This window comes from Paractinoplanes maris (assembly GCF_023544465.1).
Taxonomy (GTDB): Bacteria; Actinomycetota; Actinomycetes; order Mycobacteriales; family Micromonosporaceae; genus Actinoplanes; species Actinoplanes maris.
The window spans coordinates 1-16,214 of sequence record NZ_JALPVL010000001.1 but is presented as its reverse complement, the minus strand read 5'-3'; the positions used below and the strand labels follow the sequence as shown (position 1 = coordinate 16,214).

Here is a 16,214-nt window from a genome sequence, read left to right as displayed (position 1 = left end):
TTGCGCGCCGATACTGTTCCCCAAACGCCCGCGTGGAGGAGATGGTTCAGTGGTCTTCAAAAAGATGTTGAAGGCATTCGGTGTCGGTGGCCCGTCGGTCGAGACGGTGCTGACCAACCCGAATTGCCGGCCTGGTGGGTTCCTCGAGGGCCAGGTGCACGTGGTCGGTGGGGACCACGCGGTCGACGTCGAATATCTGGCGGTCGGGCTGATCACCCGGGTCGAGGTGGAGAGCGGCGACAGCGAGTACAACAGCGACCAGGAGTTCCACCGCCAGCGGCTGACCGGTTCCTTCCGGCTCGACCCCGGTGCGAAGTACGACGTGCCGTTCCGGTTCGACGTGCCGTGGGAAACCCCGATCACCGAGGTCTACGGGCAGCATCTGCACGGCATGACGATGGGTCTCACGACCGAGCTCGAGATCGCGCGCGCAGTCGACAAGTCCGATTTGGACGCGGTGGCGGTGCACCCGCTGCCGGCCCAGGAGCGACTCCTCGACGCGTTGCTGCGCCTGGGTTTCCGGTTCAGCCGGGCCGACGTCGAGCGCGGCCGGGTGTACGGGGCCGAGCAGCACCTGCCGTTCTACCAGGAGATCGAGTTCTACCCGCCGTCGGCTTACGCGAGCGGCATCAACCAGCTCGAGCTGACGTTCATCCCGACGCCGCACAAGCTGCAGGTCATCCTCGAGGTCGACAAGCGGGGCGGCATGTTCACCGAGGGCCACGACGCCTTCGGCCGGTTCGACGTCGACTACGCGACCGTCGACCGCACCGACTGGGCCGGTCAGCTCGACAACTGGCTGCGGCAGTCGGCCCAGCGCCGCGGGCTGTTCTTCTAGCGGTCGCTCAGAGCTCGAGCAAGATCGTTCGCGGTCCCACGTTCACGCTGTCGACGAGCATGTGCGCCCGGAAGCGGCCGGTCTCGACGGTCGCGCCCCGGGCGCGCAAGCTTTCGACGTACGCCGTGACGAGCGGCTCGGCAACCTCGGCCGGCGCGGCCGCGTTCCAGGTGGGCCGGCGCCCCTTGCGCGCGTCGCCATAGAGCGTGAACTGGCTGACCACCAGCAACGGAGCTCCAAGATCCGCCGCAGACGCCTCATTGTCCAAGATGCGCAGTTCGTGGGTCTTACGAGCCAGCTCGGCCGCCTTGGCCGCAGTGTCGTCGTGCGTGACACCGACCAGCACCAGCAGCCCCTCCTCGATCTTGCCGACGACCTCATCGTCGACAGTCACGCTCGCCCGGCTCACCGTCTGCACCAATGCCCGCACCTGGTAACTCCTCTTCCGGCCGCGACGTTGCCTTTCACGCAGCCCCACTCGGCGTCCTACTGTCCCAGCTTCGATCGCCCGAGGCCGCGGTCGCCGGCGTGGTAGCGGCGATGCGCCGCCCTTGCCACCTCACGCCCCTCAAGCCGTCATCGGGGTTCCTCGTACTCGGGCGGCGGCCGTGGGGAGGGCGGCGACTTCCTCCGGCGACATGGTCCACTGACCCGCTCGGAAGGCGACCACGTCGTCCAGCTTGGCCAGCGGATCACCCGGCACCAAGGGGAGCAGGAGATCGAGGACGGTACCGGCGTCCGCGCCGATCTCGTGCTCGATCGAACCGATCGCGACCTGCGCCAGGATCAACGCCGTCAGCGCGGTGTCGAAGTCGGGATCGCCATCACCCGCGTTACCCCAGTCGATCAACATCGGCCCGCGTCCGGTCAGCAGGATGTTGTCCGGATGAAGGTCGAGATGCACGATCGAGCCCGTACCGCCGCGGCCCGGCAACTCGTGCAGCCGGCGCAGCAGATCCGCTATGATGTGAGCCGAGGCGTCCAGCGAGAGCTTGCCGTCCAGGTACGCCGCCGCCATGGTCGGGCCGTCCAGCCGTTCCATCTCCAGCTCGGGACCGTCCACCCGGAAGACCCGTGGCACCGGATACCCGAAGCTCGCGGCGTACGCCATCACCGCGGCCTCACCCGTGGCGTCTCCGCCGTTCCGATAGCGCCGCAGCACCACACCGTCGCCCAGTGCATAGACGTCCGCTTCACGTCCGGACGCAAACGGCTCGCCCAGCCCATCTCCGGTCACGCCGATGACGGTAACCCGGCCCGCCGTCGCCGGCGGCCCCGTCGAACCCGTGGCGGTCGACGATCAAGCTCTGACGACTGTCGCCGTGAGACCGCAACGGTGGCTGCCTGGCGGGGCCGGATGACCGTAGGCCAGTTAGATCCCCGGCCGGCGGCGGTCGGGGACCGCCGCCGGAACGCTGCGAAACCGGCCGGTCGATCGCGTTGGATCGGTCGGCCGGGTCACAGCCGGGTCAGTCGACCGAGTTGCTGCTGGCGTCGCTCGTGTAGCTGTCCACCGGCGTCTCCATCGCGCCGGTGGTGGCGTCGCCGGTCGTCGTGTTCGCAACGCCCGGACCCGAACGTGGGCGCGTGCGGAAGCTGTTCGGCCCCGCGGTGCCACCGGTCGTGGTCATGATGCCGTGCTCCGGGTGGGGTCCGCCGTCCTGGAGCTGGTCGGTGTCGGTGCCCGCGGCGAGCGTGCTCGACAGCCCCTCGTCGTCATCACCCTTGTCGGGCCGATAGGTGCTGGGCTCGTACAGGGCGCCGGGGGCGTAGTCGCTCCCTGCGATCTCCCGCTCGATGTCTTCCTGCGAGTCGCTCATCTCGTTTCCTTTCCGACAGATCGGTCCAGTGGTGCCCCGAGCGCGGACCCGTAAACCGCCAGGTGGTGCGCGGCCTGGCCATGATCCTCGCGGAGCGCTCAGTGCATGGTCGACAAGCTGGACGGGCGCCCTGGCCGCCGCATCGTCCCGGACAGTCATCATGCTCGCTCCCGAAGCGGGTTGGCACCGGCCAGACGTGCCCGGGCCGGAACCGTGGCTGCGATCACAGCGAGGACGAAGCACGTGCCGACCGCGGCCGCCAGGACCCACCACGGCACCGTGAGCCCGACTGAGGTGCCGGTCTGGGCCTGGAGGCCTGCCGTAACGCCACGGAGCGCGAAGACGGCGGCGGCACTGCCGAGGACCGAACCGACCACCACCACGAGCGCGGACTCACCCGCCACGGTCAGCAGAACCTGCCGCCGGGTAGCGCCGGCCAGCCGCAGCAGCCGGTAGTCGTCAGCCCGCCGGGCGGTCGCCATGACCAGCGTGTTGGCGATGGCGAGTGCGCCATAGCCCACGGAGATGCCGACGAGCAGCAGCGTGAAGATCCAGACCTGACGGTCCTCCTCGGCGTCGGCCTCCCGCGCATAGGTCGCGACGTCGACCACTCGTCCCCCGAGCGGAGCGGTGGCGGAACCTCCTGAAGCGAGGGGCAACGCCGGCACCAGCGCCGACGGGTCGTGGTTGCGCACGGTCTCTCGGGACAGCAGCATCTCGCCGGAGCCGGAGCCGGAGCCGGAGCCGGAGCCGGAGCCGGAGCCGGAGCCGGAGCCGGAGCCGGAGCCGGAGCCGGAGCCGGAGCCGGAGCCGGAGCCGGAGCCGGAGCGCGCCGAGACCCGGAGCGTGACTCGGGCACCGTCGGCGAACGTCACGACGAGTGGGCCGCCTACATCGACGCTCAGCCGGCGGGCCTGAGATTCGCTGAGGACGACTTCCCCGGCGCCAGGCCCGGAGGGTGACCCGGTTGCCGTGATCACTGTGTCGTCCACGTAGACATCGGTGACGAGATCTCCGGCGGGCGCGGCCGCATCGGTCAGGCCGGGCGTGCCGTCGGGGAGGAGCACCTGCTGCGTCCCGGTGGCCGCTTCCCGACGATCGGCGTAGGCCTTCTGCGCAGTCTGCACGTTGCCGGCGATGAATACCGAGAAGGCGACCGTGAGCAGGATCGGCGCGGCAGTGGAGGCTGTTCGCCGCGATCCGGCCAGGGCACTCTCGCGGATCACCGTGCTCAGCGCTCCACCGGTCGCTCCCAGGATCAGCCGCACCACCAGCGGCACCACGGCCGGCGCGAGCACCGTGGCCGACACGATCAGGGACATCGCTCCGAGCACGGCATAGGTGCCCAGCGCCGAGAGGTCGTCGGTCACCACCGTGGCCGCTCCCGAAGCCGTGCCGCCCGCGGCGAACACCAGCCCGACCGCCCACCGGGAACGGGTCATGGGTCGTGTCTCGACCTCGGCCCGGCGCAGCGCCTCGAGCGGACGGACCCGCGCCGCCCGCCGGGCCGCCAGCAACCCACCGGTCATGGCAACCAGTGGGCCGATGGCGACACCGGCCACGACGGGCCAGAAGTGGACACCCGCCCGGAACGACGCGGGTTGGAATCCCGCGTCGACCAGGACGTCATCGACCACCGGAGCGAGCAGCAGGCCGAGGACCGTGCCACCCATGCCGCCCCATAAGCCCACCGTGGCCGCTTGGCGCAGCACAGCGAACCGAACCTGGAGCGGCGTAGCGCCGATCGCACGCAGCAGCCCGATCTCACGTCGCCGCTGATTGACCGAGAGAGCGAGCGTGGAGCCGATCACAAAGGCCGAGGAGAACACCGACAGGGCGACCATCGCAGTCAGCACCTGCATGCCGATCCAACGGTCGCGTGCGTCTGACCGTGGCTCCAGAAGCCCCAGTTCATCACCTCGCAGCACCGTGGCGCCGCTCGCCGCGGCGCGCACCCCGTCAGCATCGGGGTTGCCGGTGAGCCCGATGACGCGCACTCCGGGGGCGAGGCGAGCGGCCTCGGAGTCGGCCACGTAGAGCCGGGCGGCGTCGATCAGGCCCGTCACCGTCCAGGTTGCTGGGCCGCCGGCCGTCAAAACGGTCACCGCGCCGCCCACCGGGATGCCGAGACCCGCATCCAGCACGACCTCACGCGCGCCGACGGCCGGTCGGCCGGTCACGAGGTGATCGGAGGCCAGCGCCGAACTTGCCCAGCCGTGCCCCTGCTGGATCTCGGCCACCGGGCGGCCACCCACCACTGGCTGTGCGTAGAACTGGTGGTCGGCAACGGCCGCCCGCACACCGGGCACGGCGGCCAGCCTGGCGACCAGAGCCGCTGTCTCGCCGGATGACCATGGCCGGGACTCGGGGAACGGGTCGGCCGGGGTCCGCACGCCAGGGCTCTGCAGGGCGATGGCTGTCGCGGCGAACCGATCGGGGCGATGGGGGCCGGCCGATGCCAGCAGCGTGAGGGTCAGCGTGACCACAGCGGCTCCGACGAGCACGGCGATGAAGGAGCCGAGCCGATCGCGCGTCAGCATGCCGCCTCCGCCCGGGCCATCTGAGCGGCGATGACCTCGGCCGGCGCGCCGTCGAGACGATCGGCCAGACGGCCGTCGGTCAGCAGGAGCACCGAATCGGCCCACGCCGCAGCCACCGGATCGTGCGTCACCATGACGATCGTCCCGCCCGCCTCGGCGGCCAGGCCGCGCAGCAGTTCGAGCACCTGGCGGGAGGTCTGGTTGTCGAGTGCCCCGGTGGGCTCGTCGGCGAAGATCACTGCGGGCCGGGTGACCATCGCACGAGCGATCGCGACGCGCTGCTGCTGACCTCCCGAGAGCTCGACGGGTCGGTGCCGGGCCCGATCGGCCAGGCCGACGGCAGCCAGTGCGGCGGCGATCTCGCCGGACGTGACCCGCCGACCGGCCAACCGGAGAGGCAGTGCGACGTTTTGCGCCGCGGTGAGTGACGAGATGAGGTTGAAGGCCTGGAACACGAAGCCGATCCGCTGCCGGCGCAGCAGAGCCAGCCCGGTCTCGTCGAGCTCAGCCAGGTCGGCGCCGTCGATGGCCACCTGGCCGGAGGTGGGCCGGTCGAGCCCCGCGGCGCAGTGGAGCAGGGTCGACTTGCCCGAGCCGGACGGGCCCATGACCGCCGTGAAGCTGCCCGCGGGAAGATCGACGGTGAGCCCGTCGAGTGCGGTCACCCGGCTCGGGCCGGCGCCATACTCCATCCGCAGATCCCGGATGGAAACCATCGGTGTCGTCATGGCGTCGAGCTTCGCGGCCGGCGGACCGGGTGTCGTCAAACCGGGGTTCCGACTGGGACGGGCAGAAAATCGAACCCTGGGTTGACGCTACGGATCATCGCTGCTCGCTAACGTCGCCGTCGTGAATGCCGCAACGCCATCCCTCCTCCTGCGGAGGTTCAGCCGCGGCCAGCTGATCGCCGTCGACGGACTGCTGGCCGCGGCAGCCGTGCTCCTGTGCTGGTATGCCGCGGCCGAGCCCCCGACCGGTCCGGTGCCGGGCTGGTTCGGGACGGCCTGGTCGGAGCCGGGCTGGGCCTCTTTCCTCATCGGGCTCGCCATCGGGCTGCCCGTGACGATTCGTCGTCCGTGGCCGGTCGCCGCCGCGGTCGCGGTTCTCACGGCCGCCGTTTTCGCCGTGGCTTCCGGCGCGATCCCTTACTACGCCGGCACCGCGCCGATCTTCCCGGTGGGCCTCGTCCTCTACACAGTCGGCCTCCAGATCGGACGTCGCCGGTCGGTCCCCGTCGTGGTGGCCGCTGCAGCGGCGGTGGCGGCGGCCTTCGGGGCGACTTCGCACGATGCGATGGGCACCGGCCTGGTGACGTGGGTCGCCGCCGCCTGCTGGGCGACCGGGCGTGTGGTCCGGGAGCGCCGCGCCCACACCGCCTCGCGGGCCGAGCAGGCCACCGCGCTGGCTGTCGAACAGGAACGGCTGCGAATCGCGCGCGAGCTGCACGACATCGTCGCGCACAGCATGAGCATGATCGCGGTCAAGGCGACCATCGCCGACCATGTCGGTGACGAGCACCCGGAGGAGATGCGCGAAGCGTTACGGGTCATCGCCACCACCAGCCGCGAGACGCTCGGTGAGATCCGCCGGGCGCTCGGTGTCATCCGCGCGGAGGCGGCGATGGGCCCGATGCCCACCCTCGCCGACCTTGCCGGGCTGGTCGCGGTGGCGCGGTCCACCGGATTGACGGTCGAGTTGGACACCCGGACGGAGGCGGACGTCTCGGCAGACGACGTTCCTGACGATGTTGCCCTCTCGGTCTATCGCGTGGTGCAGGAGGCTCTGACCAATGTGGTCCGGCATTCGGGGGCGCAGCGGTGCCGGATCGAGATCGTGACCGGCGACGGCCAGGTGGACGTGGAAGTCATCGACGACGGCGGGCCGGCCGGCAGGGGCGAGGGATCCGGAGCCAGGACAACCGGTGCCAGCGGGACCGATCTCCAAAGAACTGGACGCGAAAGCGCGACGCCGAGGTCCGACGCCGGGCAGGGGCTGATCGGCATGCGGGAGCGAGCGGCGCAGTTCGGCGGCGAGCTGAACGCCGGCCCGCGGCCGGGCGGCGGATGGGCGGTGGCGACAACCATGCGGTACGAGCCGTGACCGAGATCCGGGTCGTGGTCGCCGACGACCAGGTGCTGGTGCGGGGAAGCTTCCGGTTGTTGATCGACCACACACCCGGCCTTGTCTGTGTCGGGGAGGCCGGATCCGGGCGGGAGGCGGTCGAGGTCGTACGCCGGGAACGCCCCGACGTTGTCCTCATGGACATCCGGATGCCGGAGATGGACGGCATCGAGGCCACCTGGGAGATCTGTCACGGCGTCCCTCGTGTCGAGACGCGGGTGCTCGTGCTGACCACGTTCGATCTGCGGGAGTACGTGCTGGGGGCGCTCCGGGCGGGGGCGCAGGGCTTCCTCATGAAGGAGGCGCTGCCGGCCGAGCTCATCGCCGGGATCCGGCATGTTGCCGCGGGCGGCCGGCTGTTGGCGCCGACGGCCCAGGGGCAGTTGATCGACGCCTACGTGGAGATGCCCGAGCGTCAGGTGACGCCGTTGCCGCACATCACCGGCCGGGAGCGTGAGGTGCTGATCCTGGTGGCGCGAGGTCTCTCGAACGACCAGATCGCCACCGACCTCGGCGTCAGCATGTCGACCGTCAAGACCCACATCAACCGTCTGCTGGCCAAGTTCGACGGCCGCGACCGCTCCGCTCTCGTCATAGCCGCCTATGAGGGAGGCCTGCGGTGACCGGTCCCGTGCCCCTCCCGGCGTGCGCGACGTCAGTCCATCCGCGTGCCGACGCCGTCCCGGGCGCGCCGTCTCCCACACGAGCGTTTCGGACGGACAGCGAGGTGGCGGCGCGGGTGAGCCCGTTCGCCGTCGCGACCGAGGACGGCAGCGCGGCGGCTGACGGGCCTGCGAGGATGAGCGCCATGACGCTTTCGCTGCCGATCGACGCCGAGGCCAACCAGCTGCTGTCCACCGACCCGCTGGCGTTGCTCATCGGCATGGTGCTCGATCAGCAGATTCCGTTGGAGAAGGCGTTCAGCTCGCCGTTCGTGCTGGCTCAGCGGCTTGGACACGCGCCGACGGCGGCGGAGTTGGCGGAGTTCGACGTCGAGGCGCTCATCGCGATCTTTGCGAAGCCGCCGGCGCTGCACCGGTTCCCCAAGGCGATGGCGTCCCGGGTGCAGGAAGTCTGCCGCGCCCTGGTCGACCGGTACGACGGGAACGCCGCCAACCTGTGGGCCGGGGTGGAGGACGGCGCCGAGTTGCTCAAGCGGATCGCGTCGCTGCCTGGGTTCGGCAAGCAGAAGTCGCAGATTTTCGTGGCGCTGCTGGGCAAGCAGTACGCGGTGCGGCCGGCCGGCTGGCGGGAGGCAGCCGGGGGCTATGGCGAGGACGGCTCGTACAGGTCGGTGGCCGACATCGTCGATGAGCAGTCGCTGGGCAAGGTGCGCTCCTACAAGAAGGAGATGAAGGCCGCGGCGAAGGGCTGACTGACGGTGCCGGTGTGCCCTGCGTCGGTCCGGACGTTGCCGCGTCGATCTCGGGGCCTTGATCCGCAGGCAGTGGGCGTATCGGCAGTAACGGTGTAAGGATGGGCTGTCGATCGGAGACCCCATCGTGAAGAAGCAGCCGGACCGAGCGGTTCTCATCACGGACGCCGCTCAGAGTCCGGACGACCAGTTCCGCAGCCGGCAGATCCGCTACGTGTCGATGATGAGCATCCGGGCCGCCTGCCTGATCGTGGGCGCGGTGCTGATCAGTGTTCGCCCTCCGTGGCTCGGATTCTGGCTGATCCTGTGTGCCGCCGGCATGGTCTTCCTGCCCTGGGCGGCCGTGCTGATCGCCAACGACCGCCCGCCCAAGACCAAGGCCGAACGCGCCGCCGACGCCCTGGCCCGTGAGCCGAAACCGCAGACCACGCTGCCGCGGCACTCCGCCGAGGCCGCGGAATACCTGACCATCGATCTCGAGCCCACCGACTCCGGCGAACGCTGGATCCCCACCGAGCCCGGCGACCGAGAGAAACGCTAGACCGCCGCGCCGGATCAACCGACGATTCCCGCAGTCGCTGGGTGCGCTGGACCGCCGCGCCGGATCAACCGACGACTCCGGCAGTCGGTGGGTGCGCTGGACCGCCGCGCCGGATCGACCGACGACTCCGGCAGTCGGTGGGTGCGCTAGACCGCCCGGGCGAATCCGGCAATCGCTCGATCTTGGCGGCCGTGGGAAACGCTGGACCGCCGCGTCCGATCCGCTGTGTCGGTCTAAGGGCGGGGCCGGGCGCCGATCGCGGCCACTGCTTCGGCTCCCAGTGAAGCGCCCGCGGTCAGGGCTGCCTGGGGGCTTTCGCCGGAGCACCAGGACGCCAGCAGGCCGGCCGCGAACGCGTCTCCGGCCCCGGTCGGGTCCGTCATGGCGACACGGGTGGGGGCCACCGAGAGGGTGCTGCCGTCCGCGGAGGCCCAGGTGGCTCCGGCGGCGCCCTGCTTGACGATCACGTTGTGGACGTGGCTGGTCAGGCGGCGGGCCTGCTCGGCGGCTGGGCCGGGGCCGGCCAGCACGTCTGCTTCGTCGGCGTTGCACAGCAGCACGTCACAACCGCGTACCCAGCTCAGGAAAGCCTGCGCCCCCACCGACCGCAACGGCGCCGCCGAGGCCGCGTCGACGCTGGTCGTCAGACCGCGCCGACCGGCCGCGGCCAGCGCCTCGAGCCCCGCCGGGCGGGAGCCGTCATGCAGCAGCGGGTAGCCCGAGAGGTGCAGGTGGCGCGCGTCTGTCTTGTCGATCGCGGCGCTGACGTCGGCCGGGTCGAGCAGCAGGGACGCACCCCGGTCGGTGATCATCGTGCGTTCTTCGGGGCCGGCCAGCACGACGACACTGCCGGTCACCGCGCCCGGATGGGCCCGCACCGCGCAGCGGACACCAGCCGCGGTCAGCTCGGCCACCCGTTCCCGGCCCGCCGGGTCGTCACCGACCGCGGCGATCAGGGTGACCGGCCGGCCCGTGTACGCCAGCCAGGCGGCCGTGTTGGCAGCCTGACCGCCGCCGCCCACGGTGATGGCGGCGGCGGTGTCCGAGCCCAGCTCGATCGGGCCACCGAGGGCCACCAGGACATCGGTGACCAGGTCGCCCACGACGACGATCACGCGGGGACGCTGAAGCCCAGGGGTGCGGTCGCGTCCGAGGCGGTCGCCACTGCGATCTGGGCTGCGAGCTCGGCGTTGCGCAGGATGATGCGTACGTTGACCTCGAGACTTTTGCCCTGGGTGCTCTCGTGGAAGTGGCTCAGCAGGAACGGGGTGACTGCCTTGCCGGTGATGCCACCCCGGGCAAGCAGGGTCAGGCCCTCGGCCAGCGTGTGGTCGTGCAGCTGCGGGTCCAGTTGCTCGTCGGTGGGCAGCGGGTTGGCCAGGATCAGTGCGCCGGCACCCACGTTCTGGTCGGAGCGGGCGCGGATCACGTCGGCCACCTGCGCGGGCGAGTCGAGCTCCCAGTCGACGTCGAAGCCGCCGTCGGTGATGAAGAAGCCGGGGAAGCGCTTGGTCCGGTAGCCGGCGACGGACACGCCCAGCGTCTCGAGCCGCTCCAGCGTGGCGCCCACGTCGAGGATCGATTTCACGCCGGCGCAGACGACCACGATCGGTGTGCGGGCGAGGGTGGTCAGGTCGGCCGACTCGTCGAAGGTGACATTTGCCTCGCGGTGCACTCCGCCCAGGCCGCCGGTCGCGAACACGCTGATGCCCGCCGCGGCGGCGACCGCGCTGGTGGCGGCGACCGTGGTGGCGCCGTCGGCACGCCGGGCGGCGGCCACGGCGAGGTCGCGGACCGAGAGCTTGGCCACGCCCTCGGCCAGTGCCAGGTGCTCGATCTGGGTGTCGTCGAGGCCGACGACGAGCTCGCCGCCGATCATGCCGATGGTGGCCGGCACCGCACCCTGATCGCGGACGGTCTGCTCGATCTCCCGCGCCACCCGCAAGTTGTCCGGGTGCGGCAGGCCGTGCGAGATGATCGTGCTCTCGAGCGCGACCACCGGCTGGTTGTCCCGGCGGGCACGGGTCACGTGCTCGCCGTATCGAATCGCGAAGTCAGTCACGACAGCAACCGTACGGTGCCTGATCACCGCCCGGCCAAAGACGGCAGAGCTGGTCGTTGGACCGGCCCGGCCCGAGGTGTCAGACTTGCTGGTTGGAGCTTTCGTCAGCTGCCGCGGGCCGGGGGGACCGGTGGCTCGACGATCCTGACCACGTGAACCGAAGGGCAGATGTCGTGAGCACGGAGATTCTGGAGCGTCCGGAAACCAAGGACGCCGATACCGCGCCGGAGATGTTCCACTACGTGCGTAAAGAGAAGATCGCCGAGAGTGCCGTGATGGGCACTTACGTGATCGCGCTGTGCGGCGAGAAGTTCCCGGTGACCAAGTCGCCGAAGCCGGGATCCCCCGTCTGCCCGCAGTGCAAGGAGATCTACGAGGCGATGCAGCTCTGACCACTGGCGACGGGCTTCTCGTAGCCGACCTGATCGGCGTCGCGGTCTTCGCCGCCTCGGGTGCCTCGGCGGGGATCGCGAAGCGGCTCGACCTGTTCGGGGTCGCCTTCGTCGGTTTCATCGCGGCTCTCGGTGGCGGCATCGTGCGTGACCTGGTCATCGGCGCTGTGCCACCGTTGGCCTTCGCCGACTGGCGCTATGCGGTGACGGCGGTGGTCGCGTCGCTCGCCGTCTTCTGGCTGCACCCCCAGCTGACCCGGTGGCGCCGGCCGGTGCTGCTCCTCGACGCCTCCGGCCTCGGGCTCTTCACCGTCACCGGCACACTCAAGGCGCTCGACGCCGGGGTGCCGGCCGTCGGCGCGTGCCTGATCGGCATGCTCACCGCGATCGGCGGCGGTCTGGCCCGGGATCTGCTGACCGGGGAGATCCCGGTCGTCCTGCAGCGTGACATCTACGCCGTTGCGGCCCTTTGCGGCGCGATCATTGTCACGATCCTGCAGGGCGCGGGGTTCTCCGATCCGCTCACGATGGCCGCATCGGCCCTGCTCATCACCGGGGTGAGGCTCATCGCCCTGTACCGGCGGTGGTCGGCTCCGGTGGCTGCGCCGTAACCCGCGTCCGGCCGCCCGCGCGGCTATGCTGGACGCCGCCTCCGGTCCCTTGCCGGAGGTGTTTTCATGAGGGAAGGGATCGTCGCAGCTTGAGCCCGCCACTGCCGGATCTGGACACCTTCCCGCCACTTCGGGACTGGCAGCGCAAGGCCCTCGTGGGCTATCTGCGCCGTCGCAGCGACGACTACATGGCGGTGGCGACCCCCGGTGCCGGCAAGACGACCTTCGCCCTGCGGATCGCGGCCGAGTTGCTGGCCGACGGCAGCGTCGAGGCGGTCACCGTGGTCTGCCCCACCGAGCACCTCAAGGTGCAGTGGGCGACGGCCGCGGCCCGGGTCGGCATCCAGCTCGATCACGCCTTCCGCAACTCCGATATCCACTCGTCGCGCGACTTCCACGGCGCGGTGCTCACCTATGCCCAGGTCGGCATGGCGCCCGCGGTGCACCGGCGGCGCACGATGACCCGTTCGACGCTGGTGATCCTGGACGAGATCCACCACGCCGGCGACTCGCGCAGCTGGGGCGACGGCGTCAAGGCCGCCTTCGAACCGGCCGTACGCCGGCTGATGCTCACCGGGACGCCCTTCCGCTCCGACGAGAACCCGATTCCCTTCGTCAGCTACGAGCGCGGCGACGACGGGCTGCAACGGTCGCGGGCCGACTCGGTCTACGGCTACTCCGAGGCGCTGCGCGACGGGGTCGTGCGGCCGGTGCTCTTCATGGCGTATTCCGGGGAGACGCGCTGGCGTACCAACGCCGGGGACGAACTGGCCGCCCGCCTCGGCGAGCCGATGACCAAAGATCTGATCGCACAGGCCTGGCGTACGGCTCTAGACCACCGCGGCGACTGGATGCCCCAGGTGCTGCGGGCGGCCGACGCGCGGCTCACCAAGCTGCGGGAGCACGGCATCACCGACGCCGGTGGGCTGATCATCGCCAGCGACCAGCAGACGGCTCGGGCGTACGCGAAGCTCATCGGCGAGATCAGCGGGCAGCCGGCCACGGTGGTGCTCTCCGACGACGAGGGCGCCTCGAAGCGGATCGCGACCTTCGCCGCCTCCCAGGAGCGCTGGATGGTGGCCGTGCGGATGGTGTCGGAGGGCGTGGACATCCCGCGGCTCGCCGTCGGTGTCTATGCCACCAGCGCCTCGACCCCGCTCTATTTCGCGCAGGCCATCGGCCGTTTCGTCCGGGCCCGGCGCAAGGGCGAGACCGCGACGGTCTTCCTGCCCAGCGTGCCGCACCTGCTCGGGCTGGCCAGCGAGATGGAGGCCCAGCGCGACCACGTGCTGGGTCTGCCCAAGCAGAAGGACGGCCTGGACGACGACCTGCTCGAGCGGGCTCAACGCGAGGAGAGCGCCGAGGGCGAGCTCGAGAAGCAGTTCGAGGCCCTGTCGGCGACCGCCGAGCTCGATCAGGTCATCTATGACGGCACGTCGTTCGGCATGGGGGCGCTGACCGGGACGCCCGAGGAGGAGGAATATCTCGGGCTGCCGGGGCTGCTCACCGCCGATCAGGTGTCTGTGCTGCTGAACAAGCGGCAGGCCGACCAGCTGGCCGCGAAGAAGCGGCAGAAGGCGGCTGAGCCGGCCGCTCCGGCCCAGCGGGAGGCGCCGCCGCCGATGAGCGCGGGGGAGCGGCGCAACAGCCTCAGGCGGCAGCTGAACACCTTGGTCGCGGCGCACCACCACCGGACGAACCTGCCGCACGGCAAGATCCACGCCGAGCTGCGCCGGCTGTGCGGAGGTCCGCCCAGCGCGCAGGCGACCATCGAGCAGCTCGAGGAACGGATCGCGACCATCCAGACCATGTAAAGCGCTCTTGACGTTAAGTCCTCTTGACGTCAAGAGGACTTAACGCGATGATGGACGCATGACGACGACATTTCTCGACCGGGTCGTTCGATGGAATCTGAACGTCGACGGCGACTGGTATGGCGACGAGCGCGAGCGTTACCGGTGGTATGAGGGCATCGCCGCCGCGGCCTCGATGCAGTGGATCGCGGTCCCGTGGGCGGCGGCGATCATGGTCTGGCCGCTGGGCCGCCCGTCCGTGCTCCCGCTGGCCATCGTGCTGGTGTTCATGATCATCCCGATGTGGATCTGCAACCTCTACGTGCGGCGGCGCCGCGTCGAGACGCTTCCCCGCTCGTGGAACGCCCAGCGCGTCTTCTGGGGGGTGGTCGGCGGCATTCCCTACGCGGTCTTCCTGGTCGGCGCGCTCTATGCCTTCGATCCGGCCGGGTCGACGTGGAAGGGCGCGGCCGTGGGTGGCGTGTTCGGCGGCGTGATCGGTCTGGTGGTTCAGGTCGCCCAGAGCCGGCGCAAGCGCCGTGCTGAGGCCCTAGCCGTGGACGAGGACTGATGGCGCCACCCGCGGGCCCGGTGCGTGCCCCGGAGGCAAGCGGAGACGCAGGAGTCCGCATCCGGGCCGCCCGCAAGGAAGCCGGATTGACCCAGCAGGGGCTATCGAGCGCCGTGCAGGTCAGCCGCCAGACGATCATCGCGATGGAGACGGGCGACTACGCGCCTTCGGTCTATCTGGCGCTGAAGGTCGCCAAGGCCCTCCACGCCACCGTGGAGCAGCTCTGGGACACCGAACCCCCACTGTGACGCCACACCCCGCCAGCGTCGCTCACAGCGGGCGGCGGGCCCGAATCTGGCGAGCGGCGGGCCTGGAGCCGGCGGATGAGGCTTAGCCGGCGAGCCGGCCGGGCATGGAAAAGCCGGGCATGGAAAGTCGGGCATGGAAAAGGGGCGCCCCACACCGTGGGCGCCCCTTCGGTAAGTCTGAGTCGGGGGTAATAGGGGACTAGTTGGAGCTGGGCATCATGTCGGCGCCGCGCCAGGTGAACTCCGGGTCGGCGGTGAACTGCACTGCGATCTTCACCAGGTCCTCGGCGTAACGGTTGGCGTGGTGTCCGCAGAACACCAGCTCACTGCCACCAGCCAGGGTCAAACGGAGCTTTCCGGCTGCATTGCAGCGGTCGCACCGTTCATCGGCTGCGGTGCCGGCCACACTTCCCGCCGGCGGCGTGAGAGTCGGGGTCATCGCCTTCCTCCTCTGTTCGAACCGATGAACATGTTCCTCGGCTACTGCTCACCATCGTGCAACACCCTGCACCGTTGCGGCCTTCCCACTGTGCCCCGGGGGGACCGAGGTCACACGTGCTGGGCTCTAAGTGTGCCGTGATCCAAGGGTGCCACGTCAACGATCACTTCTGCACAACGGTCTGATCACCACCCGATGATGTACGGGTGGTGACCATTCGGACACGCATTGTTGACCGAATGCCCCTAGTCCAGGTAGTCACGCAGGACTTGGGAGCGGGACGGGTGTCGCAACTTGGACATCGTCTTGGACTCGATCTGGCGGATGCGCTCACGGGTGACCCCATACACCTGACCGATCTCGTCCAGTGTGCGCGGCTGGCCGTCGGTCAGGCCGAACCGCAGCCGCACCACGCCCGCCTCGCGCTCGGACAGCGTCTGCAACACCTGCTGGAGCTGGTCCTGCAGGAGTGAGAACGATACCGCGTCGACCGCGACAACTGCCTCGGAGTCCTCGATGAAGTCACCCAGTTGGCTGTCGCCCTCGTCGCCGATCGTCTGGTCGAGCGAGATCGGCTCACGCGCGTACTGCTGGATCTCCAGCACCTTTTCCGGCGTGATGTCCATTTCCTTGGCCAGCTCCTCAGGAGTGGGCTCGCGCCCTAGGTCCTGGAGCAACTCACGCTGTATGCGGCCGAGCTTGTTGATGACCTCCACCATGTGCACCGGGATGCGGATGGTGCGGGCCTGGTCGGCCATGGCGCGGGTGATGGCCTGGCGGATCCACCAGGTGGCGTACGTGGAGAACTTGTAGCCCTTGGTGTAGTCGAACTTCTCGACCGCGCGGATGAGGCCCAGGTTGCC

At 70.1% G+C, this 16,214-nt stretch carries 19 protein-coding genes; 10 read left to right on the top strand and 9 right to left on the bottom strand.

Features of this window, described 5'->3' with window-relative positions; all coding sequences use genetic code 11:
• Nucleotides 1-64: 64 nt before the first annotated feature.
• Complete coding sequence (locus NAG42_RS00095; protein ID WP_284044672.1) at nt 65-838, top strand: sporulation protein; 774 nt, start codon at nt 65-67, stop codon at nt 836-838.
• 7 nt (nt 839-845) lie between these two features.
• Here the strand turns inward: NAG42_RS00095 and dtd are convergent, their stop codons facing one another.
• The 5 genes from dtd to NAG42_RS00070 all read right to left on the bottom strand — a co-directional run bounded on the left by dtd (nt 846) and on the right by NAG42_RS00070 (nt 5,926).
• Nucleotides 846-1,268, bottom strand: a complete 423-nt coding sequence (dtd, locus tag NAG42_RS00090) for a D-aminoacyl-tRNA deacylase (protein ID WP_250027138.1) — start codon at nt 1,266-1,268, stop codon at nt 846-848.
• A 138-nt stretch (nt 1,269-1,406) separates the two neighbouring features.
• Complete coding sequence (locus NAG42_RS00085; RefSeq protein ID WP_250027137.1) at nt 1,407-2,075, bottom strand: phosphotransferase; 669 nt, start codon at nt 2,073-2,075, stop codon at nt 1,407-1,409.
• 232 nt (nt 2,076-2,307) lie between these two features.
• Nucleotides 2,308-2,658 (bottom strand): hypothetical protein, encoded by a 351-nt coding sequence (locus NAG42_RS00080; protein ID WP_250027136.1) that lies wholly within the window; start codon nt 2,656-2,658, stop codon nt 2,308-2,310.
• A gap of 158 nt (nt 2,659-2,816) precedes the next feature.
• Nucleotides 2,817-5,198 (bottom strand): ABC transporter permease, encoded by a 2,382-nt coding sequence (locus tag NAG42_RS00075; RefSeq protein WP_250027135.1) that lies wholly within the window; start codon nt 5,196-5,198, stop codon nt 2,817-2,819.
• The gene (locus tag NAG42_RS00070) at nt 5,192-5,926 is read right to left on the bottom strand and encodes an ABC transporter ATP-binding protein (RefSeq protein WP_250027134.1); all 735 of its coding nucleotides are present in this window, start codon (nt 5,924-5,926) and stop codon (nt 5,192-5,194) included. Before NAG42_RS00070 ends, NAG42_RS00075 begins: the two co-directional genes overlap by 7 nt.
• A 121-nt stretch (nt 5,927-6,047) precedes the next feature.
• Between NAG42_RS00070 and NAG42_RS44760 the strand changes: the two genes are divergently transcribed.
• From NAG42_RS44760 to NAG42_RS00050, 4 genes are all read left to right on the top strand, one after another.
• Complete coding sequence (locus tag NAG42_RS44760) at nt 6,048-7,298, top strand: sensor histidine kinase (RefSeq protein WP_250027133.1); 1,251 nt, start codon at nt 6,048-6,050, stop codon at nt 7,296-7,298.
• Complete coding sequence (locus tag NAG42_RS00060) at nt 7,295-7,942, top strand: response regulator transcription factor (RefSeq protein WP_250027132.1); 648 nt, start codon at nt 7,295-7,297, stop codon at nt 7,940-7,942. Before NAG42_RS44760 ends, NAG42_RS00060 begins: the two co-directional genes overlap by 4 nt.
• Nucleotides 7,943-8,127: 185 nt before the next feature.
• Complete coding sequence (locus NAG42_RS00055; protein ID WP_250028289.1) at nt 8,128-8,694, top strand: HhH-GPD-type base excision DNA repair protein; 567 nt, start codon at nt 8,128-8,130, stop codon at nt 8,692-8,694.
• 127 nt (nt 8,695-8,821) lie between these two features.
• The gene (locus NAG42_RS00050) at nt 8,822-9,235 is read left to right on the top strand and encodes a DUF3099 domain-containing protein (RefSeq protein ID WP_250027131.1); all 414 of its coding nucleotides are present in this window, start codon (nt 8,822-8,824) and stop codon (nt 9,233-9,235) included.
• Between the two features lie 233 nt (nt 9,236-9,468).
• Here NAG42_RS00050 and NAG42_RS00045 read toward each other — a convergent pair whose 3' ends face one another.
• Together NAG42_RS00045 and NAG42_RS00040 are read right to left on the bottom strand one after the other, a co-directional pair.
• On the bottom strand, nt 9,469-10,347 hold the full coding sequence (locus NAG42_RS00045; RefSeq protein ID WP_250028288.1) for a carbohydrate kinase family protein: 879 nt from the start codon (nt 10,345-10,347) through the stop codon (nt 9,469-9,471).
• Nucleotides 10,347-11,297 carry a pseudouridine-5'-phosphate glycosidase gene (locus NAG42_RS00040; RefSeq protein WP_250027130.1) on the bottom strand — a complete coding sequence of 317 codons (951 nt, stop codon included), beginning with the start codon at nt 11,295-11,297 and terminating at the stop codon, nt 10,347-10,349. Before NAG42_RS00040 ends, NAG42_RS00045 begins: the two co-directional genes overlap by 1 nt.
• A 173-nt stretch (nt 11,298-11,470) precedes the next feature.
• On the opposite strand from NAG42_RS00040, the gene NAG42_RS00035 reads away from it, so the two are divergent.
• The 5 genes from NAG42_RS00035 to NAG42_RS00015 all read left to right on the top strand — a co-directional run bounded on the left by NAG42_RS00035 (nt 11,471) and on the right by NAG42_RS00015 (nt 14,912).
• A complete protein-coding gene (locus NAG42_RS00035) occupies nt 11,471-11,689 on the top strand; it encodes a DUF3039 domain-containing protein (protein ID WP_250027129.1) in 219 nt (72 codons plus the stop codon).
• Entirely contained in the window at nt 11,686-12,300 is a 615-nt protein-coding gene (locus tag NAG42_RS00030; protein ID WP_250028286.1) for a trimeric intracellular cation channel family protein, read from the top strand. Before NAG42_RS00035 ends, NAG42_RS00030 begins: the two co-directional genes overlap by 4 nt.
• An 89-nt stretch (nt 12,301-12,389) precedes the next feature.
• Nucleotides 12,390-14,114, top strand: coding sequence for a DEAD/DEAH box helicase (locus NAG42_RS00025; RefSeq protein ID WP_250027128.1), 1,725 nt, complete (start codon nt 12,390-12,392; stop codon nt 14,112-14,114).
• Between the two features lie 58 nt (nt 14,115-14,172).
• Nucleotides 14,173-14,664: a hypothetical protein gene (locus NAG42_RS00020; RefSeq protein WP_250027127.1), complete on the top strand. Its 492-nt coding sequence runs from the start codon at nt 14,173-14,175 to the stop codon at nt 14,662-14,664.
• A complete protein-coding gene (locus NAG42_RS00015) occupies nt 14,664-14,912 on the top strand; it encodes a helix-turn-helix transcriptional regulator (RefSeq protein ID WP_284044671.1) in 249 nt (82 codons plus the stop codon). The genes NAG42_RS00020 and NAG42_RS00015 overlap by 1 nt, the downstream gene beginning before the upstream one ends.
• Before the next feature lie 199 nt (nt 14,913-15,111).
• Here the strand turns inward: NAG42_RS00015 and NAG42_RS00010 are convergent, their stop codons facing one another.
• Together NAG42_RS00010 and NAG42_RS00005 are read right to left on the bottom strand one after the other, a co-directional pair.
• A complete protein-coding gene (locus NAG42_RS00010; RefSeq protein ID WP_250001587.1) occupies nt 15,112-15,351 on the bottom strand; it encodes a DUF7455 domain-containing protein in 240 nt (79 codons plus the stop codon).
• A gap of 245 nt (nt 15,352-15,596) precedes the next feature.
• The coding region (locus NAG42_RS00005) for an RNA polymerase sigma factor (protein WP_250027125.1) at nt 15,597-16,214 on the bottom strand (618 nt) is incomplete at its 5' end.

Excerpts from the sequence above, each read along its gene's own strand:
- NAG42_RS00010 (WP_250001587.1), bottom strand. The coding sequence starts at position 15,351 with ATGACCCCGACTCTCACGCCGCCGGCGGGAAGTGTGGCCGGCACCGCA.
- NAG42_RS00095 (WP_284044672.1), top strand. The coding sequence starts at position 65 with ATGTTGAAGGCATTCGGTGTCGGTGGCCCGTCGGTCGAGACGGTGCTG.
- NAG42_RS00020 (WP_250027127.1), top strand. The coding sequence starts at position 14,173 with ATGACGACGACATTTCTCGACCGGGTCGTTCGATGGAATCTGAACGTC.
- NAG42_RS00070 (WP_250027134.1), bottom strand. The coding sequence starts at position 5,926 with ATGACGACACCGATGGTTTCCATCCGGGATCTGCGGATGGAGTATGGC.
- NAG42_RS00075 (WP_250027135.1), bottom strand. The coding sequence starts at position 5,198 with ATGCTGACGCGCGATCGGCTCGGCTCCTTCATCGCCGTGCTCGTCGGA.
- NAG42_RS00015 (WP_284044671.1), top strand. The coding sequence starts at position 14,664 with ATGGCGCCACCCGCGGGCCCGGTGCGTGCCCCGGAGGCAAGCGGAGAC.
- NAG42_RS00055 (WP_250028289.1), top strand. The coding sequence starts at position 8,128 with ATGACGCTTTCGCTGCCGATCGACGCCGAGGCCAACCAGCTGCTGTCC.
- NAG42_RS00080 (WP_250027136.1), bottom strand. The coding sequence starts at position 2,658 with ATGAGCGACTCGCAGGAAGACATCGAGCGGGAGATCGCAGGGAGCGAC.